General features: G+C 37.8%; 18 protein-coding genes. 12 read left to right on the plus strand and 6 right to left on the minus strand.

Annotated features, from left to right (window positions below; all coding sequences use genetic code 11):
- The first annotated feature begins 3 nt into the window (after positions 1–3).
- The 4 genes from M2919_RS09620 (at position 4) to M2919_RS09635 (ending at position 4,448) form a co-directional block, all read left to right on the plus strand.
- Positions 4–1,707 (plus strand): FAD-dependent oxidoreductase, encoded by a 1,704-nt coding sequence (locus M2919_RS09620; protein ID WP_202585010.1) that lies wholly within the window; start codon positions 4–6, stop codon positions 1,705–1,707.
- A gap of 119 nt (positions 1,708–1,826) precedes the next feature.
- Complete coding sequence (locus M2919_RS09625) at positions 1,827–2,621, plus strand: ABC transporter permease (protein WP_237662099.1); 795 nt, start codon at positions 1,827–1,829, stop codon at positions 2,619–2,621.
- Positions 2,621–3,667, plus strand: a complete 1,047-nt coding sequence (locus M2919_RS09630; protein WP_202585009.1) for a taurine ABC transporter substrate-binding protein — start codon at positions 2,621–2,623, stop codon at positions 3,665–3,667. The genes M2919_RS09625 and M2919_RS09630 overlap by 1 nt, the downstream gene beginning before the upstream one ends.
- Positions 3,668–3,671: 4 nt before the next feature.
- Positions 3,672–4,448, plus strand: coding sequence for an ABC transporter ATP-binding protein (locus tag M2919_RS09635; protein ID WP_248848772.1), 777 nt, complete (start codon positions 3,672–3,674; stop codon positions 4,446–4,448).
- 84 nt (positions 4,449–4,532) lie between these two features.
- Here the strand turns inward: M2919_RS09635 and M2919_RS09640 are convergent, their stop codons facing one another.
- Complete coding sequence (locus M2919_RS09640; protein WP_023606481.1) at positions 4,533–4,682, minus strand: hypothetical protein; 150 nt, start codon at positions 4,680–4,682, stop codon at positions 4,533–4,535.
- Between the two features lie 248 nt (positions 4,683–4,930).
- Here M2919_RS09640 and M2919_RS09645 point away from each other — a divergent pair, with 248 nt between their 5' ends.
- Positions 4,931–5,422 carry a QueT transporter family protein gene (locus tag M2919_RS09645; RefSeq protein ID WP_126760639.1) on the plus strand — a complete coding sequence of 164 codons (492 nt, stop codon included), beginning with the start codon at positions 4,931–4,933 and terminating at the stop codon, positions 5,420–5,422.
- A gap of 28 nt (positions 5,423–5,450) precedes the next feature.
- On the opposite strand, the gene argS is transcribed toward M2919_RS09645, so the two are convergent.
- A complete protein-coding gene (gene argS, locus M2919_RS09650) occupies positions 5,451–7,142 on the minus strand; it encodes an arginine--tRNA ligase (protein ID WP_248848773.1) in 1,692 nt (563 codons plus the stop codon).
- Between the two features lie 220 nt (positions 7,143–7,362).
- Here argS and argR point away from each other — a divergent pair, with 220 nt between their 5' ends.
- Positions 7,363–7,818 (plus strand): arginine repressor, encoded by a 456-nt coding sequence (gene argR, locus M2919_RS09655; protein ID WP_202585006.1) that lies wholly within the window; start codon positions 7,363–7,365, stop codon positions 7,816–7,818.
- 21 nt (positions 7,819–7,839) lie between these two features.
- On the plus strand, positions 7,840–9,330 hold the full coding sequence (locus M2919_RS09660) for a phosphohexomutase domain-containing protein (RefSeq protein WP_248848774.1): 1,491 nt from the start codon (positions 7,840–7,842) through the stop codon (positions 9,328–9,330).
- A gap of 47 nt (positions 9,331–9,377) precedes the next feature.
- Here M2919_RS09660 and M2919_RS09665 read toward each other — a convergent pair whose 3' ends face one another.
- The gene (locus M2919_RS09665) at positions 9,378–10,241 is read right to left on the minus strand and encodes an RluA family pseudouridine synthase (RefSeq protein WP_248848775.1); all 864 of its coding nucleotides are present in this window, start codon (positions 10,239–10,241) and stop codon (positions 9,378–9,380) included.
- Between the two features lie 176 nt (positions 10,242–10,417).
- On the opposite strand from M2919_RS09665, the gene M2919_RS09670 reads away from it, so the two are divergent.
- The 3 genes from M2919_RS09670 to M2919_RS09680 all read left to right on the plus strand — a co-directional run bounded on the left by M2919_RS09670 (position 10,418) and on the right by M2919_RS09680 (position 14,046).
- Positions 10,418–12,547, plus strand: coding sequence for a PBP1A family penicillin-binding protein (locus M2919_RS09670; RefSeq protein WP_126760634.1), 2,130 nt, complete (start codon positions 10,418–10,420; stop codon positions 12,545–12,547).
- A gap of 71 nt (positions 12,548–12,618) precedes the next feature.
- The gene (locus tag M2919_RS09675) at positions 12,619–12,963 is read left to right on the plus strand and encodes a YlbF/YmcA family competence regulator (protein ID WP_023606488.1); all 345 of its coding nucleotides are present in this window, start codon (positions 12,619–12,621) and stop codon (positions 12,961–12,963) included.
- Between the two features lie 144 nt (positions 12,964–13,107).
- Positions 13,108–14,046, plus strand: coding sequence for a 3'-5' exoribonuclease YhaM family protein (locus M2919_RS09680; RefSeq protein ID WP_222318605.1), 939 nt, complete (start codon positions 13,108–13,110; stop codon positions 14,044–14,046).
- A 39-nt stretch (positions 14,047–14,085) separates the two neighbouring features.
- On the opposite strand, the gene M2919_RS09685 is transcribed toward M2919_RS09680, so the two are convergent.
- The 3 genes from M2919_RS09685 to M2919_RS09695 form a co-directional block, all read right to left on the minus strand.
- Positions 14,086–15,075: a peptidylprolyl isomerase gene (locus tag M2919_RS09685; RefSeq protein WP_168414169.1), complete on the minus strand. Its 990-nt coding sequence runs from the start codon at positions 15,073–15,075 to the stop codon at positions 14,086–14,088.
- Between the two features lie 171 nt (positions 15,076–15,246).
- Positions 15,247–15,570, minus strand: a complete 324-nt coding sequence (locus M2919_RS09690) for a YtxH domain-containing protein (RefSeq protein WP_248848776.1) — start codon at positions 15,568–15,570, stop codon at positions 15,247–15,249.
- A complete protein-coding gene (locus M2919_RS09695) occupies positions 15,563–15,997 on the minus strand; it encodes an HIT family protein (protein ID WP_023606492.1) in 435 nt (144 codons plus the stop codon). Before M2919_RS09695 ends, M2919_RS09690 begins: the two co-directional genes overlap by 8 nt.
- Before the next feature lie 125 nt (positions 15,998–16,122).
- Between M2919_RS09695 and M2919_RS09700 the strand changes: the two genes are divergently transcribed.
- Together M2919_RS09700 and M2919_RS09705 are read left to right on the plus strand one after the other, a co-directional pair.
- Entirely contained in the window at positions 16,123–16,863 is a 741-nt protein-coding gene (locus M2919_RS09700; RefSeq protein WP_248848777.1) for an ABC transporter ATP-binding protein, read from the plus strand.
- Positions 16,863–18,074 (plus strand): ABC transporter permease, encoded by a 1,212-nt coding sequence (locus tag M2919_RS09705; RefSeq protein ID WP_248848778.1) that lies wholly within the window; start codon positions 16,863–16,865, stop codon positions 18,072–18,074. The genes M2919_RS09700 and M2919_RS09705 overlap by 1 nt, the downstream gene beginning before the upstream one ends.
- The last annotated feature ends 10 nt before the right edge of the window (positions 18,075–18,084 follow it).

The raw sequence follows: 18,084 nt of genomic DNA on the forward strand, positions 1-18,084 counted from the left end.
ACAATGAGTAAGAGAGTATTAGTAGTAGGTGGCGTTGCTGGGGGAGCTTCAACAGCAGCAAGAGTAAGACGTATTGATGAGAGTGCAGAAATCGTGATGTTTGAACGTGGACCGTTCGTTTCATTTTCAAACTGTGCTTTACCATTCCATTTGAGTGGAACAGTTGCAGAAGCAGACGATTTAGTGTTAATGACACCTGAAGTGTTTGATAAACAATATAATATCGACGCTCGTGTTAATCATGAAGTGGTATCAATCAATAAAGAAGAAAAAACTATTACAGTTAAAAATGTTGTTTCAGGCGAAGAGTCTGTTGAAGCATATGATGTTTTAATGCTTTCACCAGGTGCTAATCCTATTTTACCTAAGAGTATTAAAGGCATTGATTCAGAGCATGTCTTTACTGTTCGTAATGTTCCAGACATTGACGGCATCCGTCGTTACATTGATACTCATAACGTTGAAGACGTAGTCGTTGTTGGTGGTGGCTTCATCGGTATCGAAGTAATGGAAAACTTACAAATGGCAGGTAAAAAAGTAACATTAGTTGAAGCAGCAGATCAAGTTATGGCACCATTTGACTATGATATGGCTCAAATTTTACATAAAGAAATTATTGACAACGGTGTTGACTTGATTCTATCAGACGGTGTTTCAACTATCGAAGCAGATAAAGTTATTTTATCTTCAGGTAAAGAAGTGCCAGCTAAAGCTGTTATCATGGCAATTGGTGTCACACCAGAAACATCACTTGCGCGTGCAGCAGGACTTGAAATTGGAGAAACTGGTGGGATTAAAGTTAATCATCACTATCAAACATCTGATCCACATATCTATGCGGTGGGAGATGCTATTGAAGTAACACATAAAATTACACGCAAACCAACTCGTTTAACTTTAGCTGGACCAGCTCAACGTCAAGCACGTGCAGCAGCAGACCACATGTATGGTAAAACATACCGTCAATTTGGTGTCATTGGTTCATCTGTTATCCAATGTTTCGAAATGAACGCAGCATCTACTGGTATGAACGAGAAAGACTTAAAAGCAGCAGGTATTGCCTATCAAACAGCGTACGTTATTCCAAAAGATAAAGTTGGTTTAATGCCAAATGCAAAACCATTATTCTTTAAATTAATCTTTGCTGATCCAACAGGAGAAATTTTAGGTGCTCAAGCATTAGGTCGTGGTAACGTTGATAAACGTATTGACGTCATTGCAACAATGATTACAATGGGTGGTAACCTAGAAGACTTGAAAGAGTTAGAGTTATCTTACTCACCAATGTTTGGTACAGCGAAAGATGTTGTCAACATGGCAGCGTTAGTTGGTCTAAACGTATTAAACGGTGAATTCCGTCAAGTACCTGTTACAAAAATCCGTGAGCTTGTAGAACAAGATGCCTTCATTATTGATGCACGTGAAAAAGACGAGTTTGCTGAAGGACACTTCAAAAATGCTATCAACATTCCATTTAGTGAATTTAGAGAGCGTTTAGATGAAATTCCAAAAGACCGTCCAGTGTATGTACATTGCTTATCAAGTCAACGTAGTTACAACATGGTAAAAGCATTAGGTATGCTTGGCTATGACAATATCTACAACTTAATGGGCTCATTCTTAGGTGCAAGTATGTACGAATATTATAACGACCAAGTAACAGGTCGTGAACCAATTGTCACAAATTATCGTTTTGATTTATTATAAGATTGAAAAAAAGCATGATTTCAAGTATGATAAATTAAGATACTAAAGAAAAGAATAAAATAAATTGGGACAATGCCATTTAATTGTCCCAATTTTTTTTAATGAAAGTGATGATAAACATGAAAAAGAAGAAAATGACGCATAAAAAAGAAAATTTTAGAGGATATACTATCATGACATGGGTAGTAATCTTAGTGTTATGGCTTTGCGCCACGGAATTCGGATGGGTTTCATCACGCTTAGTCCCTTCACCCATCCAAGTTATCAAAACCTTTGTCACGATTGTGAGTTCGGGTTACAATGGCATTTCTTTTTGGCAGCATTTCGGTATTAGTTTATTCCGACTTGTGGTTGCGACTTCGTTAGCTATTGTGACGGCTATTCCATTAGGCTTGTTAAGTGGTTATTTACCGAGAGTTCGAGCGGTAATTGACTCGATTGTTCAATTCTATCGTCCTTTACCCCCACTAGCGTACTATACGTTACTTATATTGTGGTTAGGAATAGATGAAAGTTCCAAGATTTTACTTCTTTATTTAGCAGCTTTTGCGCCAATCTATTTAGCGTGTGCCTCATCAGTAGGAAAAATACCAGAAAATTATTTGTTGAATGCTCAGTCGCTTGGTGCAAGTAGTAAAGATGTTTTCTTTAAAGTCGTCTTACCAAGTTGTTTGCCTGAGATTTTCACAGGGTTACGTACAGCGGTGGGAGTAGCGTATACGACGCTAGTTTCGGCAGAGATGATTGCTGCTACATCGGGTATTGGTTGGATGGTAATCGACGCTTCTCGTTACTTAAAGAGTGATGTGATGTTTGTTGGGATTATCATGATGGGAATAACAGGTGTGTTACTAGATGTCGGCTTACGTCGATTAGAGAAGAAATTTGTCTTTTGGAAAGGAAAAGATGCATAATGAAAAAACAATGGATGAAACAGATTGGATTAGCCTTTGCTTTAGTACTAGGTGTAATAGGATTAGTCGCTTGTGGCGATGGCAAAAAAGAAGCAGAAGGACAGCCGAAAGAAGTGACAATTGGGATTATTCGAGTTCCTAATGATAAGACGGTGGCGATGAAAGAAAAGTATTTTGACGAATATTTTGCGGACAAAGGAATTAAAACTAAGTTTATGTTCTTTGACTCTGGTGTAGCAGCTAATCAAGCTTTTTCATCAGGCGCTATCGATTTTGCAGAAATGGGATATACCAATGGTGTTGTCGCTTTGGCAACGGATATACCAGTAGAATTAGTATGGATTCATGAAGTTTTAGGTACAAATGAAGCACTTGTTGTTCAAGAAGATAGTAATATTAATAAGATTGAGGAATTAAAAGGTAAGAAAGTCGCGACACCTTTTAGCTCGACTTCACATTATAGCTTACTCAACGCGTTAAAATCGAAAGGGTTAGAAAAAGACGTGACCTTATTAGATATGCAAACAAGCGAAATTGTTGCCGCATGGGAGCGTGGAGATATTGACGGTGCTTATACTTGGGAGCCGACCTTATCTGAGTTAAAAGAAACAGGTCGTGTTTTAATTGATTCAAAACAATTAGCTGAAGAAGGCTATTTAACGGCTAATATTGAGTTAGTTCATCAAGACTTTGCAAAAAAATATCCTGAATTAGTCAGTGACTATTTAACAGCGTTGAATGAAGCAGTCACGTTATACCGTGAACAACCAGAGAAAGCGATTAAAAGTGCAGCAGAGCAGTTAGAAATTACAGAAGAAGATGCGAAGGAACAAATGGAAGGAACAACTTGGTTATCAATTAAGGATCAACTAAGTGACGCATATCTTGGAACAAACGATAAACCAGGACAATTTACAACAGTCTTTTATGATACTGCCGTCTTTTTAAATGAACAAGGAGCTATTTCTAAAGTTCCTACAAAAGAAGCCGTTGAGAAATTTATAAACACAGAATACTTGGAAGCTATCCAAACAGATAAGGAGTAAACAGATGACACACTCAGATACCATCATTGAAATGAACAATGTCTCTGTGCGCTATGAATCTAATCAAAATAGCGTTCAAGCGATTGAAAAAGTAAATATGGAGATTCAAAAAGGTGAATTTGTTTGTTTAGTAGGGCCTTCAGGATGTGGGAAAAGTACATTGTTAAAGACGATTGCTGGTTACCTGCAACCAACAGAAGGAGAAGTACTCATGCACGGTGAAGCAATTCAGGGACCTGATTGGAAACGCGGTGTTGTTTTCCAGTCGCCTACCTTGTATCCGTGGTTGACGATTGAAGACAATATACGTTTTGGTCCGACCGTTCGTCATTTAGATGAAAAAATCATTGAAGAATTGACAGAAAAGTATTTAGAAGAAGTAGGGCTGGCTGACTTTTCGAAGAACTATCCATTTGAGCTATCTGGTGGAATGAAGCAGCGTGTGTCGCTTGCTCGTGTTATGATTAATGAACCAGAATTAATGTTAATGGACGAGCCATTTAGTGCATTGGATGCGATGACACGTAAGAAAATGCAAGATTTTTTAAGCGATTTATGGCGAAAAAATCATCAAACGGTGTTGTTGATTACCCATGACATTGAGGAAGCATTGCGTTTAGGAACGAAAGTGGTCGTCATGAGCGCCAATCCGGGTAGGTTAGTGGAAACATTCCATCCAACTTTCCAAGAAGAACTATTAAACAATCCAACCTACCATCTTGATGAAGATTTGTCTTTTATAAAGATGAAGCGAGAAATTACCGAAATGATAGCCAAATAAAAAAGGGATTTAGTAACTGTTGTTTACTAAATCCCTTTTATCTTGTATTACAACAAGCGTCGTCCATTGGATACCGAGTCTCCTTTAGATTATGTTTTTTAAAGCTGCAATGGCTTTTTCGATGGTTATACCATAACCGACTTTTGTTTCATCTGTTACATCATAAGCCATAAAGACTTGTTGCACAGTGTCTAATGCGATACGGTATGTCATGGGTTTGTTAGCTAACATCATAGTATTAACTCCTTTCTGAATCGTGCTACGAAAGGCAAACCATAACGATAGTCATAACGAAATTCCTGATGTCATTATATAACGCTAGTTTTTAAAAAGCAATAGAAAAGATTAAAAAGAGAGATTGACATGTTAAGCGAAAAAGCGTAAAGTGAAAGGCGTCTGTAAAAGATATTTTTTGAGAGCGTCACTCTCCGCGGTTCATTCATACCATCCCGCGTTATCAAAACTAGGAGGAGGGAAATAAAATGACAACAAGTAAAACAAAAAATTTAGTGTTAAACGGCATGATTGCAGCGTTATATATTGCATTAACATTGGCTGTCAGTCCCGTTGCACAAGGTGCAATCCAATTTAGGATTTCAGAAGGATTAAATCATCTCGTCGTATTTAATCGGAAATTACGTTGGGGCGTGCTGGCAGGGGTTGTTCTTTTCAACCTATTTTTTGCCGAGTTTGGTCTAGTAGATGTCTTATTTGGCGGTGGACAAACGTTTATTGCGTTAAGTTTATCTGCATTAATGCATCGCTATATCAAGAGTGTCCCAAAACGGTTAGTATTGAACATCGTTTTCTTCACCGTGAGTATGTTTTTAATTGCACTAATGTTAACGATGATGTTAGGCTTACCATTTTGGATGACGTATGCGACAACCGCATTAAGCGAGTTACTGATAATGTCGCTATCAGCACCAATCATGTACGGTGTTAATAAAGTGTTAAAATTAGAAAATATATAAAAAAAACGGCTAATTTAGCCGTTTTTTTTTACATTTCTTCAGGAGCTTGTAAACCGAGTAAACGCAAGCCTTCAGCTAAGGTTGCTTTAACTGAGTAGACGAGAGCTAATCGAGCATCACGTTGTGCATCGTCTTCTAGTATTTTGACGTGTGCATAGTATTTATTAAAGGTTTGAGATAGTTGAATGACATATTTAGCGATGACTGAAGGTTCGAAGCGTGTTGCGGCACGTTCTACCGTTGCTGGGAAAGATTGAAGTAATTTAATAACTTCCCAGCTGTCGCTATCTTGCAAACGATAGTCTTGCTCAGCTGTTGCATGCCAGTCTGCTTTTCTTAAAATAGACGAACAACGGGCATGTGTATATTGGACATACGGACCTGTTTCTCCTTCAAAACGTACAACTTCTTCTAAGGCAAAGTCAAAATTGTTTAGGCGGTCATTTTTTAAGTCATGGAAAATGACGGCGCCGACACCGACTTGGCGTGCCACTTCTTCTTTATTTTCCAGAGTTGGATTTTTTTCTTCAATTTGCTTATGAGCAAGTGTAATGGCCTCTTGTAAAACTTCTTCTAATAAGACAATCTTACCTTTACGTGTCGAAAGTTTTTTACCGTCTTTTGTGATTAAGCCAAAAGGTATATGGTGAATATCTTCAGACCAGTCATATCCCATTTCTTTAAGAACGGCTTTTAGTTGTTTGAAGTGAATCGATTGTTCATTTCCAACGACATATAGCGCTTGTGCAAACTCATACGTCTCTTTACGATATAAAGCAGATGCTAAGTCACGTGTGATATAAAGAGTCGCACCATCTGATTTTTTAATAAGAGCTGGGTTTAAGTCGTATGCAGATAAGTCAACAATTTGTGCACCTTGGTCTTCAACGAGCAAGCCTTTTTCCTCTAGTAGCGTTACGACACGATCCATCTTATCATTATAGAAAGATTCACCATTGTAAGAATCAAAAGAAATGCCTAAAAGGTCATAGATACGTTGGAATTCACCAAGTGACTCACGACGGAACCATTCCCATAAAGCTAGAGCTTCTTCATCTCCGTCTTCTAATTTTTTAAACCATAAACGTCCTTCATCTTCCAAAGCAGGATCTTCTTCTGCTTTCTCATGGAAATCAACATATAAACGTAACAATTCTTTAATAGGGTCGGCTTTAACTGCTTCTTCTGACCCCCAAAGTTTATAAGCAACAATTAACTTACCAAACTGAGTTCCCCAGTCGCCAATATAGTTAATCTTAATCGGTTGGTAGCCAACTTTTTCCATGATTAAAGCTAAGCTATTTCCGATAACAGTCGAACGCAAATGGCCCATTGACATGGGTTTAGCGATATTTGGCGAAGACATATCAATCGGAACAGTTTGTTGTTTTCCAATTGCTAAATCGCCATAGCTTTCTGGTTGGTCGATGATAGTTTGTAACGTTGCCGCACTTAATTTTTCTTTATTTAAAAAGAAGTTTAAGTAAGGGCCTACGACATTGACCTCATCAAAATCTTGTGTTGGTAATGCTTCCGCAATTTCTGCTGCAATTTGTTGAGGCGCTTTGCGCATGGTTTTAGCCAGTGAAAAAGTAGGAAACGCCACATCGCCGTACTGTGCTAATTTTGGTTGTTCTAACAACGTTAATATGTCGTCAACAGATAGATGCTCGCCAATGACTTGGGCTAACGCTTCTGCGACTAATCGTCTTTCATTCATGAGAGACCTCCTATGATATCATGATCTATTTATTTTTACCCTAATTAAAAGAGTGGATAAAACATCACTCTAAATTATAGCAAAAATTTGAGTCAGTGACTATCATTAGATAATAAAACGGTGAGTTACTACCTTTTCTATTAAGAAAAAATAAGATATGATAGAATAGATGAAACGAGTTTTTTTAAAACTCAATAAAAGATAGCAAGAGGATAAAGTGATGAATAAAAAACAACGTCAAGATTTAATCATCGACATCATCAGTAACCATGTTATTCGTACACAGCAAGAATTAATGGAAGCCCTTCACTTGAGAGACGTTCAAGTTACACAGGCTACTCTTTCACGTGACATAAGTGAGTTAGGCTTAGTAAAAGAGCATGGGGCAGAAGGAGAAGTAAAGTACGGACTCTATCAAGAGCCAAAAAAGACTGCCAAAGAGATTGGCACAGAAAAAATGGTGCTACAACAAGTGACTGACATCAAACAGGTAGAGTTCACTTTAATCATTCATACAAAATTAGGGTCAGCCGATATGGTGGCGGCGTTACTGGATGAGAAAAACTATCCAGAAGTTGCTGGAACTTTGGCAGGGAAAGATACGTTAGTGATTATCGCGATTGATAAAGCAGCGGCTACTCGCTTGAAAAATCATATTTTAAAAGAGTTAGATTAAAAAGAAAAGGGGCGCATAGACATGAATGACTTACAAAATGGCTCAGATATTCGTGGTATCTCAATTACAACTACTGAGCACGAGGCAAATTTAACACCAGACGAAGTACGAAAGATAGGTTATGGGTTAGTCCAGTGGCTTGAAAAAGACAAAGGGCTTTCACGTAAGCAGTTAAGAATTGCTTTAGGGAAGGATAGTCGTTTATCTGGAGATGGATTGAAAACAGCTTTACAAGAGGTTTTATCCGAACTGGGTGTGACAGTCATTGATGTGGGACTAGCGACAACACCAGCTATGTTTATGGCGACACAATTTAATAAATTTGCGTGTGATGCTAGCGTCATGTTTACTGCTAGTCATTTACCTTACTTTTATAATGGTTTAAAGATTTTTACTGTTGAAGGTGGCGCAGAACATGAAGATATCGAAAAAATACTCACGTATGCTAACACGCCTATTGAAGCCGCTGAAACACCAGGGGATATATTACAAAAAGATCTAATTACCCCATATGCAAAAGATTTAGTGACGAAAATACGAGCAGGGATTGGCAATGTTTCTGAACAACCCTTATCTGGCTTGAAAATAATAGTTGATGCAGGAAATGGTGCGGGAGGCTTTTTTACTACGCATGTATTAGAACCACTAGGGGCAGATACGACAGGCAGTCAGTTTTTAGAACCAGATGGGACTTTTCCCAACCACATACCCAATCCAGATAATAAAGAGGCGATTGCAAGTATTCAAAAAGCGGTAAAAGAAAGTGACGCCGATTTAGGTATTATTTTTGATACGGATGTCGACCGTGCTGCTGTGATTACGAGTGACGGTTTGCCGCTTAATCGTAATAACTTGATTGCAGTTCTTGCTTATTTTGTTTTACAAGATGAGCCAGGTGCAACGATTGTCACAAACTCGCCTACATCAAGTCACTTAAAAGCTTATATTGAGTCTTTAGGCGGTAAACAATATCGCTACATTAGTGGTTATCGAAATGTGATAAATAAAGGAATTGAATTAAACAAAGCGGGCATTAACACACCACTTGCGATTGAAACGAGTGGACACGCTGCTTTTAGAGAAAATTACTTTTTAGATGATGGTGCCTATGTGATTGCTAAGTTGCTTATCGCTTTACCTCAACTAATGAAAGAAAAACGGACGCTATCAGACCTGATTGCTACTTTAAAACAACCAGCAGAAACCCATGAAGTCCGTTTCAATATTCAGGCAGATGATGTCCGTCAAACAGGTATGGCAATCATTGAAGATATGTCAGAATTTGTTGAAAAAACGGATGGCTTTTCATTAGACCCAGAAAATGAAGAAGGTATTCGTGTGAATGTTGGAGGAAAACTAGGCTCAGGTTGGTTTTTACTGCGTTTAAGTTTGCATGAGCCGTTGTTAGTCTTGCAAGTGGAAAATGATGTCGAAGGTAAGGTTGCCGAGACCTTGCAATGTTTAACGCCATTTTTCAAATCGTATCATACGCTAGATACTTCTCGTTTATAAAATAAAAGAAGAACGTCGCTATAATACGACGTTCTTCTTTTTGCTTTTTAGTAGAGAGAAAATGGGCTATCTACGGTTATCTCTTCATCTGTAAACGGATGTTTGAAGGATAGGGTTTTAGCGTGTAACGCTAATCGTTCTGTAGAGGTTGATTTAGGATGATAGAGGGGGTCACCTATAATCGGATGTCCTATTGATGCTAAGTGAACACGAATTTGATGGGTTCGTCCAGTTTCAAGTTGACAGGAAATCTCACTTTGCTGAGCAGAAGTTTTCAATACAGAAACGTGTGTAATAGCTTCCTGACCGCGCTCGCTAATACGTCGCTTACGTTTGTCGTGACGATCACGCCCAATCGGTTTTGAAATGACAAACTGTGGCTCATTTAATTTGCCACTAGCAACCGCTTGGTACGTACGACGGATTTCTTTGTTCTCTAACATGCGCCCTAGCACTGGTAAAATAAGAGGGGACTTAGCTAACATAATGACGCCACTTGTTTCTTTATCAAGGCGATGGACGATATAAGGACTGACCTGTTCGTCAGCCAAATAACTTGCTACATGGTTAAGTAAAGTGTCATTTTCATCTGGTTGATTAGGATGTGTTTTCATTTTAACTGGTTTATCCACAATCAACAAATGCTCGTCCTCATATAAAGGGGTTATTTTCTCTTGATTGCCTAGTATAATTTCTGGTTTTGGATAGTCTTTTTCATCCAAGTGAATTGTAATTAGGTCGCCAGCGTGGACATTTTCATGAAAGTGTTGGGAGACATCATTCACTAAAACTTGTTTATTCATTCGTAAATAATGGCGTACCTTTCTTGGGATTAACCACTTATCTTGTAAAAGCGTGCGTAAATCACACGTTTCAAACGTATCGGGTAAGGTAATATGATAGGTTAACATCTTGTTTCCTCATTTTCTTAATATATTTTTAAAAAAGGTATCATACTTTATTAATTTTTTCGTGTTAATGTTAACATACACACCGACTGAGTTCATACTTGAGTCGGATGTACGTTTTAGAAAGTATGGTAAACTTAGTGTAATACAAATCTATTAAATGATAAAGAGGTAAAAGAATGGATATAAAAGCAATTATAGAAAAGGTGAAAGAGAAGTGGTTTGTCTTTTGGGAATGGTTAAAACCATATCTGATTCGGTTTCACGAACAACGCAAGCGTATATGGAAAAAGTATCAAGTCAATAAAGTGTTGCTATTGTTGGCGATGTTAAGTGTCTTAATTGTAAGTATTTATTTATTCTATCTTGCCAAGCAGTCCGATGTTAAGACGTTGCGAGATGGCTTACAACGTGTGACAACCGTCTATGATAAAGACGGGGATGAAGCAGGGACGCTAAGGGGAGCAACTGGAACCTTTGTGACGTTAGATGAGATTTCTCCTTATGTCGTGGATGCTGTTATATCAACAGAAGACCGTCGTTTTTACGAACATAACGGCTTTGATATTAGAGGGATATTGCGTTCTGTATTCGGGATTTTACGGACAGGTGGCATTACTGGCGGTGGGAGTACATTGACACAGCAATTGGCAAAAAATGCCTATCTCGATTTAGATCAAACTATGGTGCGAAAAGCTAAAGAATTATTTTTAGCGATTGAAATAGAAAAACAATATTCTAAAGATGAAATATTAGAAATGTATTTAAATCATGCCTACTTTGCCAATGGTGTATGGGGCGTAGAAGATGCGTCACATCGTTATTTTGCTAAAAGTGCAAAAGATTTAACGATTGACGAAGCGGCTGTTTTAGCAGGGATGTTAAAAGGACCGGGAATCTATAACCCTATTGATTATATGGATAATGCAGTGGCAAGGCGTGATACTGTTTTACAAGTGATGGTCGACAACGGTAAACTCGATCAGGCGACGTGCGACCAGTTGAAAAACGAGCCACTTTACACGCAAGATAATTATCAAGAAGGAGATAGAGGGTATCAATATCCTTATTACTTTGATGCGGTCATCAATGAAGTCGAACGAAAAACGTCGATAAAAGTAGATGATTTATTAAATAAGGGATATAAAGTCTATACCACTATGGATCAAATGCATCAACAAGGAATGGATACGACCTTTGCAAATGATGCCCTGTTTCCACCGAATGCTGAAGATGGTGAGATGGTTCAAGGAGCTTCGATTGCTATTGACCCTCAAACAGGTGGTGTAAGAGCGGTTGTTGGTGGACGGGGTGAACATACCTTTAGAGGACTCAACCGTGCAACACAATCGTCACTTTCACCAGGATCAACGATGAAGCCACTTGCGGTTTATACACCAGCATTAGAGGCAGGCTATCGTCCTGACTCATTATTAAAAGATGAGGCACTGCCATTCTATGATGTTGAAAACTACGACCGTGTTTATCGTGGCGAAGTGACAATGTACGATGCGTTACGAGAAAGTTTAAATGCTTCGACAGTCTGGCTATATAATGAAATTGGCGTCGAGCGTGGTGCTCAAAAAGTTGAGAAATTTGGTATTAAGCTAGAAAAAGCGGATTTCAACTATAGCTTATCTCTTGGAGGAATGACAAAAGGAACCACACCAATGCGCATGGCAAGTGCGTATACTGTCTTTGCCAATCAAGGGCGACGCAAAGAACCGCACTTTATTCGCAAGATTGAAGATGCTTCAGGGGCCGTCGTATATGAAAATGAAGAAGCGAAATCCACTGCCGTGACGACTCGTAAAATCGCAAATGAAATGACAGGGATGTTACGTGGTGTCTTTAGTTCAGGAACAGGGATGGCAGCTCAGCCTTACGGTTATGAAATGGCAGGTAAAACAGGAACAACCGAGAGTGTCTATGCAGACTCTCAATCAAAAGACCAGTGGATTATCGGTTATACACCTGACGTTGTGCTGGCTACTTGGATAGGATTTGATAAAAGTAGTGAAACGCACTATCTAACTGGGACAAGTGGACAAGTTGTTTCTCAAATCTTTAAAGATGAGGCACAGCGTATTTTACCACATACAGCGGGAACGCCTTTTGATGCGGATGATATAGCTGCTCAAAACGCTCAAAATCAAAAAGATAAGATTGACAGGGACAAGCTCATGGAAGACTTTGAAGGAAAAGTGAAAGAGGGGGCTGAATACTGGGGTGGACAAGTCAAAGAAGGCGCTAAATATGTCCGTGACCGTGTGAGTGAATTATGGCAAGATTTTCAAACTAACCGTTAGTCTATGAAAACAAAAGCGAACATGTTACAATGAAAACGTAAACTAATTATGAAGAGAAAGAGGCTAATTACATGACTGTGAATATTTATGATAGTGCTAATCAGATTGAAAGAGAGATTCGCCAATTACCAGAATTTGAAGAGTTAAAAGCAGCTTACGAAGCAATTAAAGCAGACGAAGCAGACTTTGCCTTATTTAGCGAATTCCAAAACTTACAACGTCAACTACAAGAAAAACAATTCCAAGGTGAAGACTTCACAGAGGAAGAAATTCAACAAGCGCAAGAATTAGCAGAAAAAGTGCAAGAATCAGAGCGCATCAATACTTTAATGGCTAAAGAACAAGCCTTCAGCATGATTATTAACGATTTAAACCGCATTATCATGCAACCTATCCAAGAATTATACGCAGAATAGAAGATAGGAAGCTCCTCGTTTTATGAGGAGCTTTTTTGTTTTTTTCTGGACAATTACCTAGAAAAAGGTATGATGAAAGTAGAAAATATGAAGATGAAACAGGCTCTCCTTCGTATTTATAGGGAATAAAAAGGAGTGGTATCAATGAAAAAATTAAGAGAATTAGTCGTCGATGAAACATTTGAAATGTTTGTATTGATTAAACAAGCCGATGTCCGCGTTGCCAAAAACGGCAAAAAGTTTATCGCGTTTACGTTTCAAGATGCTTCAGGTAGTATTGACGGAAAATTTTGGGATGCGTCAGAAGAAGAGATTAAACGATTTGAAGCAGGTAAGGTCGTTCTACTAGGTGGTAAAAGAGAAATGTATCAAAACATGCCACAAATTAAAATTTTACAAATGCGTCTAGCAACGGAAACAGAGCCACACCATCCAAGTCTTTATATGGAAAAAGCTCCTGTTAGTCGCGAAGAGATGGAAGAGGAAATCAATCAAACTATTTTTGAGATTACGAATCCCACCTGGAATCGGATTGTGCGTTACATATTGAAACAATACGCTCAGTCATTCTTTGAACATCCAGCAGCTAAACGACATCACCATGCGTATGCTGGCGGTTTGGCTTTCCACACGGTATCGATGTTACGCGTAGGGAAAGCACTAGCTAAACAATATCCAGAAATCAATGGGCCGTTACTCTATGCTGGCATCTTACTTCATGACATCGGGAAAACAGTCGAGTTAAGTGGTCCTGTTTCGACAGAGTATACATTGGTAGGGAATTTAGTAGGTCATTTAGTGATTATGGATGAAGAAATTACGAAAGCATGTTTGGCTCTTAAAATTGATGAATATAGCGAAGATGTGATTGTTTTGAAACATATGGTTTTAGCTCATCATGGTAAGTTGGAATACGGTTCGCCAGTCAGACCGCAAATTATGGAAGCAGAAATCTTACATCAGATAGATAATTTAGATGCATCTATTCAAATGATGTTAGGGGCATTAAAATCGATTGAACCTGGAGAAAGAACGGAGCGAATATTTGGTTTAGATAATCGTAGTTTTTACTTACCACATTAAAGAAAAAAGCACGACGTTCCGGCAACGTCGTGCTTTTTATTATTTTGTTTCGTCTGTTTTTTCTTCTTTTTTATCGTCTTCTTTTTTTGTATCTTTTTTCTCTGTTTTTTTATTTTCTTTTGTTTCGTTTGTTTTTTCTTCTTGTGGTAAGAAAGCAGCAAGTAATGATGTTAAATCTTTATCTTTGACTTTAACATTGGCTTTCTTAAACTCATCACCTAATACTTTTGTTTGGAATGCTTGGTCAGACATTTTTTGGTCTGTCGCAATTTTTTTCAACTCTTTTTTGTAAGGCGTCATGTCGTTGCCTTTTTCTTTGTTTTTAACCATTTTTACGATATAAAACTCTTTTGTTTCTTCGTAACCGTTAAAACCTGAGACAGTAATTAAGTCAGAAACTTCACCGTCTTTTAGTTTATAAGCAGCTTCTTTAACTTCTTCAGGTAAAGTAGTATCTGTTGATTTAATAGTTACCTTTCCTTCATCGGTTGCTGAAGCGTGTGTTGAATTTTCTTTCGCTAATTTAGCAAAATCTTCTGATTTAGCCTTTTCAGCTAAATCTTTTGCTTTATCTTCTTCATTAACTGAAATTAATTGTACATCGACATCTGGATGATAGGTCGCCCAAATTTCTTTTAAGTCTTTATCAGTGATTTTAATATGAGCTTTTAACATTTCTTGGAAAGCTAGACCGTCTTTAATAGAGTCTTTATAAGAATCTTCAGTCATACCAGCCATAGCAAGTTGTTGACTAAAGCTATCGCCAAACTGTTCTTTTGTTTCTTTAAATTGTTTGTCGACTTGTTTTTTATCGACTTTGTCTCCATAGTTATCGTTAGCGACTTTGGAGATGACCATTGTGGTTAAGCGTTGTTGAGCGCTTTGGTCAGTTTTGACTTCTTCGTAGAACTCATCAACAGTAATGGTGCCACCTTTCATCGTGATAATATCTTGGCTATTTGAACAAGCAGCTAATGTAAACGCGCTTACCAATCCAAGCATTGCTAATGTCAGTTTCTTTGCTTTCATTTCTGTACTCCTCTTCTTTAATAAAAATTTAGTCATCACTTAATCACTATACCATAATATCAGAGAATACGCCTAGTCCTTCAAAAGAATATTTAAAATGAAGTCATACTTTTTTCACAATTGTAAATAAAAATCGCCAACCTCTATCAAAGAGACGTTGGCGATTTGTGATTATAGTTGATTTTGAATATCTGAAACGGATTGTTGAATTTCTTTTACTCGGGGTTCTGCTTCGAATTGAAAACGTGTCAGATGCTTTTCCATATCTTCTTTAAAGGCAGGAATGGTATTTTCAGCCGTCAATTTTAAATTCATGACAGAGCGATTAAAATTTTGTAAGCTACGATTTAAATCCATACTAATCTCCGTCGCTTCATCGACCTCTTGTGTTAAATCTCGTTGTAAGTCTTTACCACTTTTGGGAGCGAAAAGAATACCCAAGGTCCCACCTAAAGTAGCACCGAATAGTAAGCCTTTTGTAAAGTTTTTAATCATGATTTTTCACCTTTTCTTGAATGGCTTGGGCAATCGACGTCATATCCTCAGTAGAATACTTTTGACTATTGTCATTAAATGTTAAGCCAAAATCATCTTCTTTTGAATATCGTGGAATGAGGTGGATATGTGAGTGAAAGACAGACTGATAAGCTAACTCACGATTATTATTGACAATGTTTAAACCTTGGCACTCTGGAAAAGCTTGTTCAATCGCACGAGCAATTTTAGGAATACGTGAAAAAAGCTCACTAGCAAGTGTTTCATCATATTCAAAAATATCTGTTACGTGTTGTTTAGGAATGACTAACGTGTGCCCTTTCGTTGTCTGAGTGATGTCTAAAAATGCATAGACGACGTCATCTTCATAGACAGGGTAGCTAGGAATTTCTTTGTTGATGATTTTACAAAAAATACAATTTTCCATTCTAACACCATCCTTCTGTTCTTTTCTTTAATCATACGGAAAAGGGGACAATCTGTCAAAAGCTAGTGTCTGTCTAATAGTAAAATATGGTATAATATGAACACTATTACAGTGGAGGAACAAACATGAGTTTAATAATAAATAAATTGACGAGTGGCTATGGTCTAGCGCCCGTCCTTAAAGAATTAACATTTGAAGTCAATGCCGGCGAGATTGTCGGCTTGATTGGATTAAATGGTGCAGGTAAGAGTACGACCATTAAAAACATTATTGGATTATTGCCTAAGATGAGTGGAGCAATTGAAATCGACGGCTTAAGTTTGAAGACAGATGGTGATAACTATCGTAAGAAAATTGGCTATATTCCAGAAACACCAGTCTTATACGAAGAGCTTACCTTAAGGGAGCATTTAAATGTTACGGCTATGGCTTATGGGATTGATAAAGAGGACGTGTTCGTTCGAGCTCAACCATTATTAGAGATGTTTCGTTTAGAAGAACATTTAGATTGGTTACCCTCACGTTTTTCAAAAGGAATGAAACAAAAAGTAATGGTCATCTGTGCGTGCTTAATTCAACCAGATGTCTATATTATTGATGAGCCATTTCTTGGACTAGATCCATTAGCCATTCATGATTTTTTAGAATTATTGCATCAAGAAAAAGAACGTGGCGCAGCTATATTGATGTCAACTCATATTTTATCAACAGCAGAAAAACATTGTGACCGTTTAGTCGTGTTACACGAGGGAGAACTTCGTGCGAGTGGAACGATGACCGATTTGCGCTCAGAGTTTTCTTTACCAACAGGTTCCCTAGATGATATCTATATACGTTTAACACAAGAAGCAGGTGAGCGTGTGTGATGAAAGCTTTTTATAGAGAACGACAACGCCGTCATCAAAAACAACTCAATAAATATTTAAAATATGTTTTTAATGACCATATTGGGTTAGTATTGATTTTTATTTTAGGAGGCGGCATGTTCTATTACAGTCAATTTTTAGAACAAGTCGATGCCACTTTTTTTGTTGGGAAAATCATTGTCGCACTGGTTTGGCTTATAGCTTTAAGCATTGGCAGTTTAGCAACGCTAGTAGTGGCAGCTGACGCACAGTTTTTGCTACCAAAAGAAGATGAAATGAGCGAATATCTCCGTGCCGCATTTTTTCATTCTTTGAAAATTCCATCGGTTATTATATTTGCAGTTACTTTAGGTGCGATGCCACTTTTAATAAGAATAAGTCATGTTGAGTGGTATGAATTAATTTTTTACTTAGTCACTCTGCTTGGTCTAAAGATGATTCATCTCAGAGTCTTAATGGACCGACTTTACACATTTAAACAGTCATCAGTATATTCACAGACATCATTAGTGTACCACTGGCTTTTTTCAGTGATTATTGTATTTTCAAGTACACTTTTTTATAGTTGGCTAGGTAGCATTTTAATCGTTATTTATGGTATGATACTTTTTTATGCCGAAAAAAAAGGTGGAAGAGGAAGTTTTAACTGGCTATTAGCGATAGAATTGGAACAGGCACGTCAAAAGAGAATCGCTGCGATGATTAATTTATTTACGGATGTTCCTAATATGGCAACACCGATACGTCGCCGCCGCTATTTGGACAACATTATTGAACGCTATAGTCAACGTTACCCACAAACATACGATTATTTATATATTAGAAGTTTTTTAAGAGGGACGAGTTACTTAGGGGTTACTTTTCGCCTAGTGCTAATTGGCATGATAAGTGGGCTATTTATTGATGATGGCCGCTTATTGTTACCCCTTTTTCTAGTTATTATCTTCGGCATAGGCTTTCAACTTGTGCCACTTTATCAACATTATGATTATCAAGTGATGACACAGCTGTATCCTGTGCCTGTTACAGAAAAGGCGAGAGCTGTTCAACGTTTATGGACAGTCATTCTTAGCGCTGTTTTGGTCGTTTTTAGCGTTATTGCGATAATAGGGCCAGTGTCCCTAGATTATCTACTCATTACAATTACAGCGATGATGATAGAGTTACTGTTTTTAATTAAATACTATTTACCAAAACGTCTAAAAAGGTAAAATGAGAAAA

Origin of the sequence: Vagococcus lutrae (assembly GCF_023299185.1) — a bacterium.
GTDB classification, from domain to species: Bacteria; Bacillota; Bacilli; order Lactobacillales; family Vagococcaceae; genus Vagococcus_A; species Vagococcus_A lutrae.

Excerpts from the sequence above, each read along its gene's own strand:
- M2919_RS09620 (WP_202585010.1), top strand. The coding sequence starts at position 4 with ATGAGTAAGAGAGTATTAGTAGTAGGTGGCGTTGCTGGGGGAGCTTCA.
- M2919_RS09625 (WP_237662099.1), top strand. The coding sequence starts at position 1,827 with ATGAAAAAGAAGAAAATGACGCATAAAAAAGAAAATTTTAGAGGATAT.
- M2919_RS09630 (WP_202585009.1), top strand. The coding sequence starts at position 2,621 with ATGAAAAAACAATGGATGAAACAGATTGGATTAGCCTTTGCTTTAGTA.
- M2919_RS09635 (WP_248848772.1), top strand. The coding sequence starts at position 3,672 with ATGACACACTCAGATACCATCATTGAAATGAACAATGTCTCTGTGCGC.
- M2919_RS09640 (WP_023606481.1), bottom strand. The coding sequence starts at position 4,682 with ATGATGTTAGCTAACAAACCCATGACATACCGTATCGCATTAGACACT.
- M2919_RS09645 (WP_126760639.1), top strand. The coding sequence starts at position 4,931 with ATGACAACAAGTAAAACAAAAAATTTAGTGTTAAACGGCATGATTGCA.
- argS (WP_248848773.1), bottom strand. The coding sequence starts at position 7,142 with ATGAATGAAAGACGATTAGTCGCAGAAGCGTTAGCCCAAGTCATTGGC.
- argR (WP_202585006.1), top strand. The coding sequence starts at position 7,363 with ATGAATAAAAAACAACGTCAAGATTTAATCATCGACATCATCAGTAAC.
- M2919_RS09660 (WP_248848774.1), top strand. The coding sequence starts at position 7,840 with ATGAATGACTTACAAAATGGCTCAGATATTCGTGGTATCTCAATTACA.
- M2919_RS09665 (WP_248848775.1), bottom strand. The coding sequence starts at position 10,241 with ATGTTAACCTATCATATTACCTTACCCGATACGTTTGAAACGTGTGAT.
- M2919_RS09670 (WP_126760634.1), top strand. The coding sequence starts at position 10,418 with ATGGATATAAAAGCAATTATAGAAAAGGTGAAAGAGAAGTGGTTTGTC.
- M2919_RS09675 (WP_023606488.1), top strand. The coding sequence starts at position 12,619 with ATGACTGTGAATATTTATGATAGTGCTAATCAGATTGAAAGAGAGATT.
- M2919_RS09680 (WP_222318605.1), top strand. The coding sequence starts at position 13,108 with ATGAAAAAATTAAGAGAATTAGTCGTCGATGAAACATTTGAAATGTTT.
- M2919_RS09685 (WP_168414169.1), bottom strand. The coding sequence starts at position 15,075 with ATGAAAGCAAAGAAACTGACATTAGCAATGCTTGGATTGGTAAGCGCG.
- M2919_RS09690 (WP_248848776.1), bottom strand. The coding sequence starts at position 15,570 with ATGATTAAAAACTTTACAAAAGGCTTACTATTCGGTGCTACTTTAGGT.
- M2919_RS09695 (WP_023606492.1), bottom strand. The coding sequence starts at position 15,997 with ATGGAAAATTGTATTTTTTGTAAAATCATCAACAAAGAAATTCCTAGC.
- M2919_RS09700 (WP_248848777.1), top strand. The coding sequence starts at position 16,123 with ATGAGTTTAATAATAAATAAATTGACGAGTGGCTATGGTCTAGCGCCC.
- M2919_RS09705 (WP_248848778.1), top strand. The coding sequence starts at position 16,863 with ATGAAAGCTTTTTATAGAGAACGACAACGCCGTCATCAAAAACAACTC.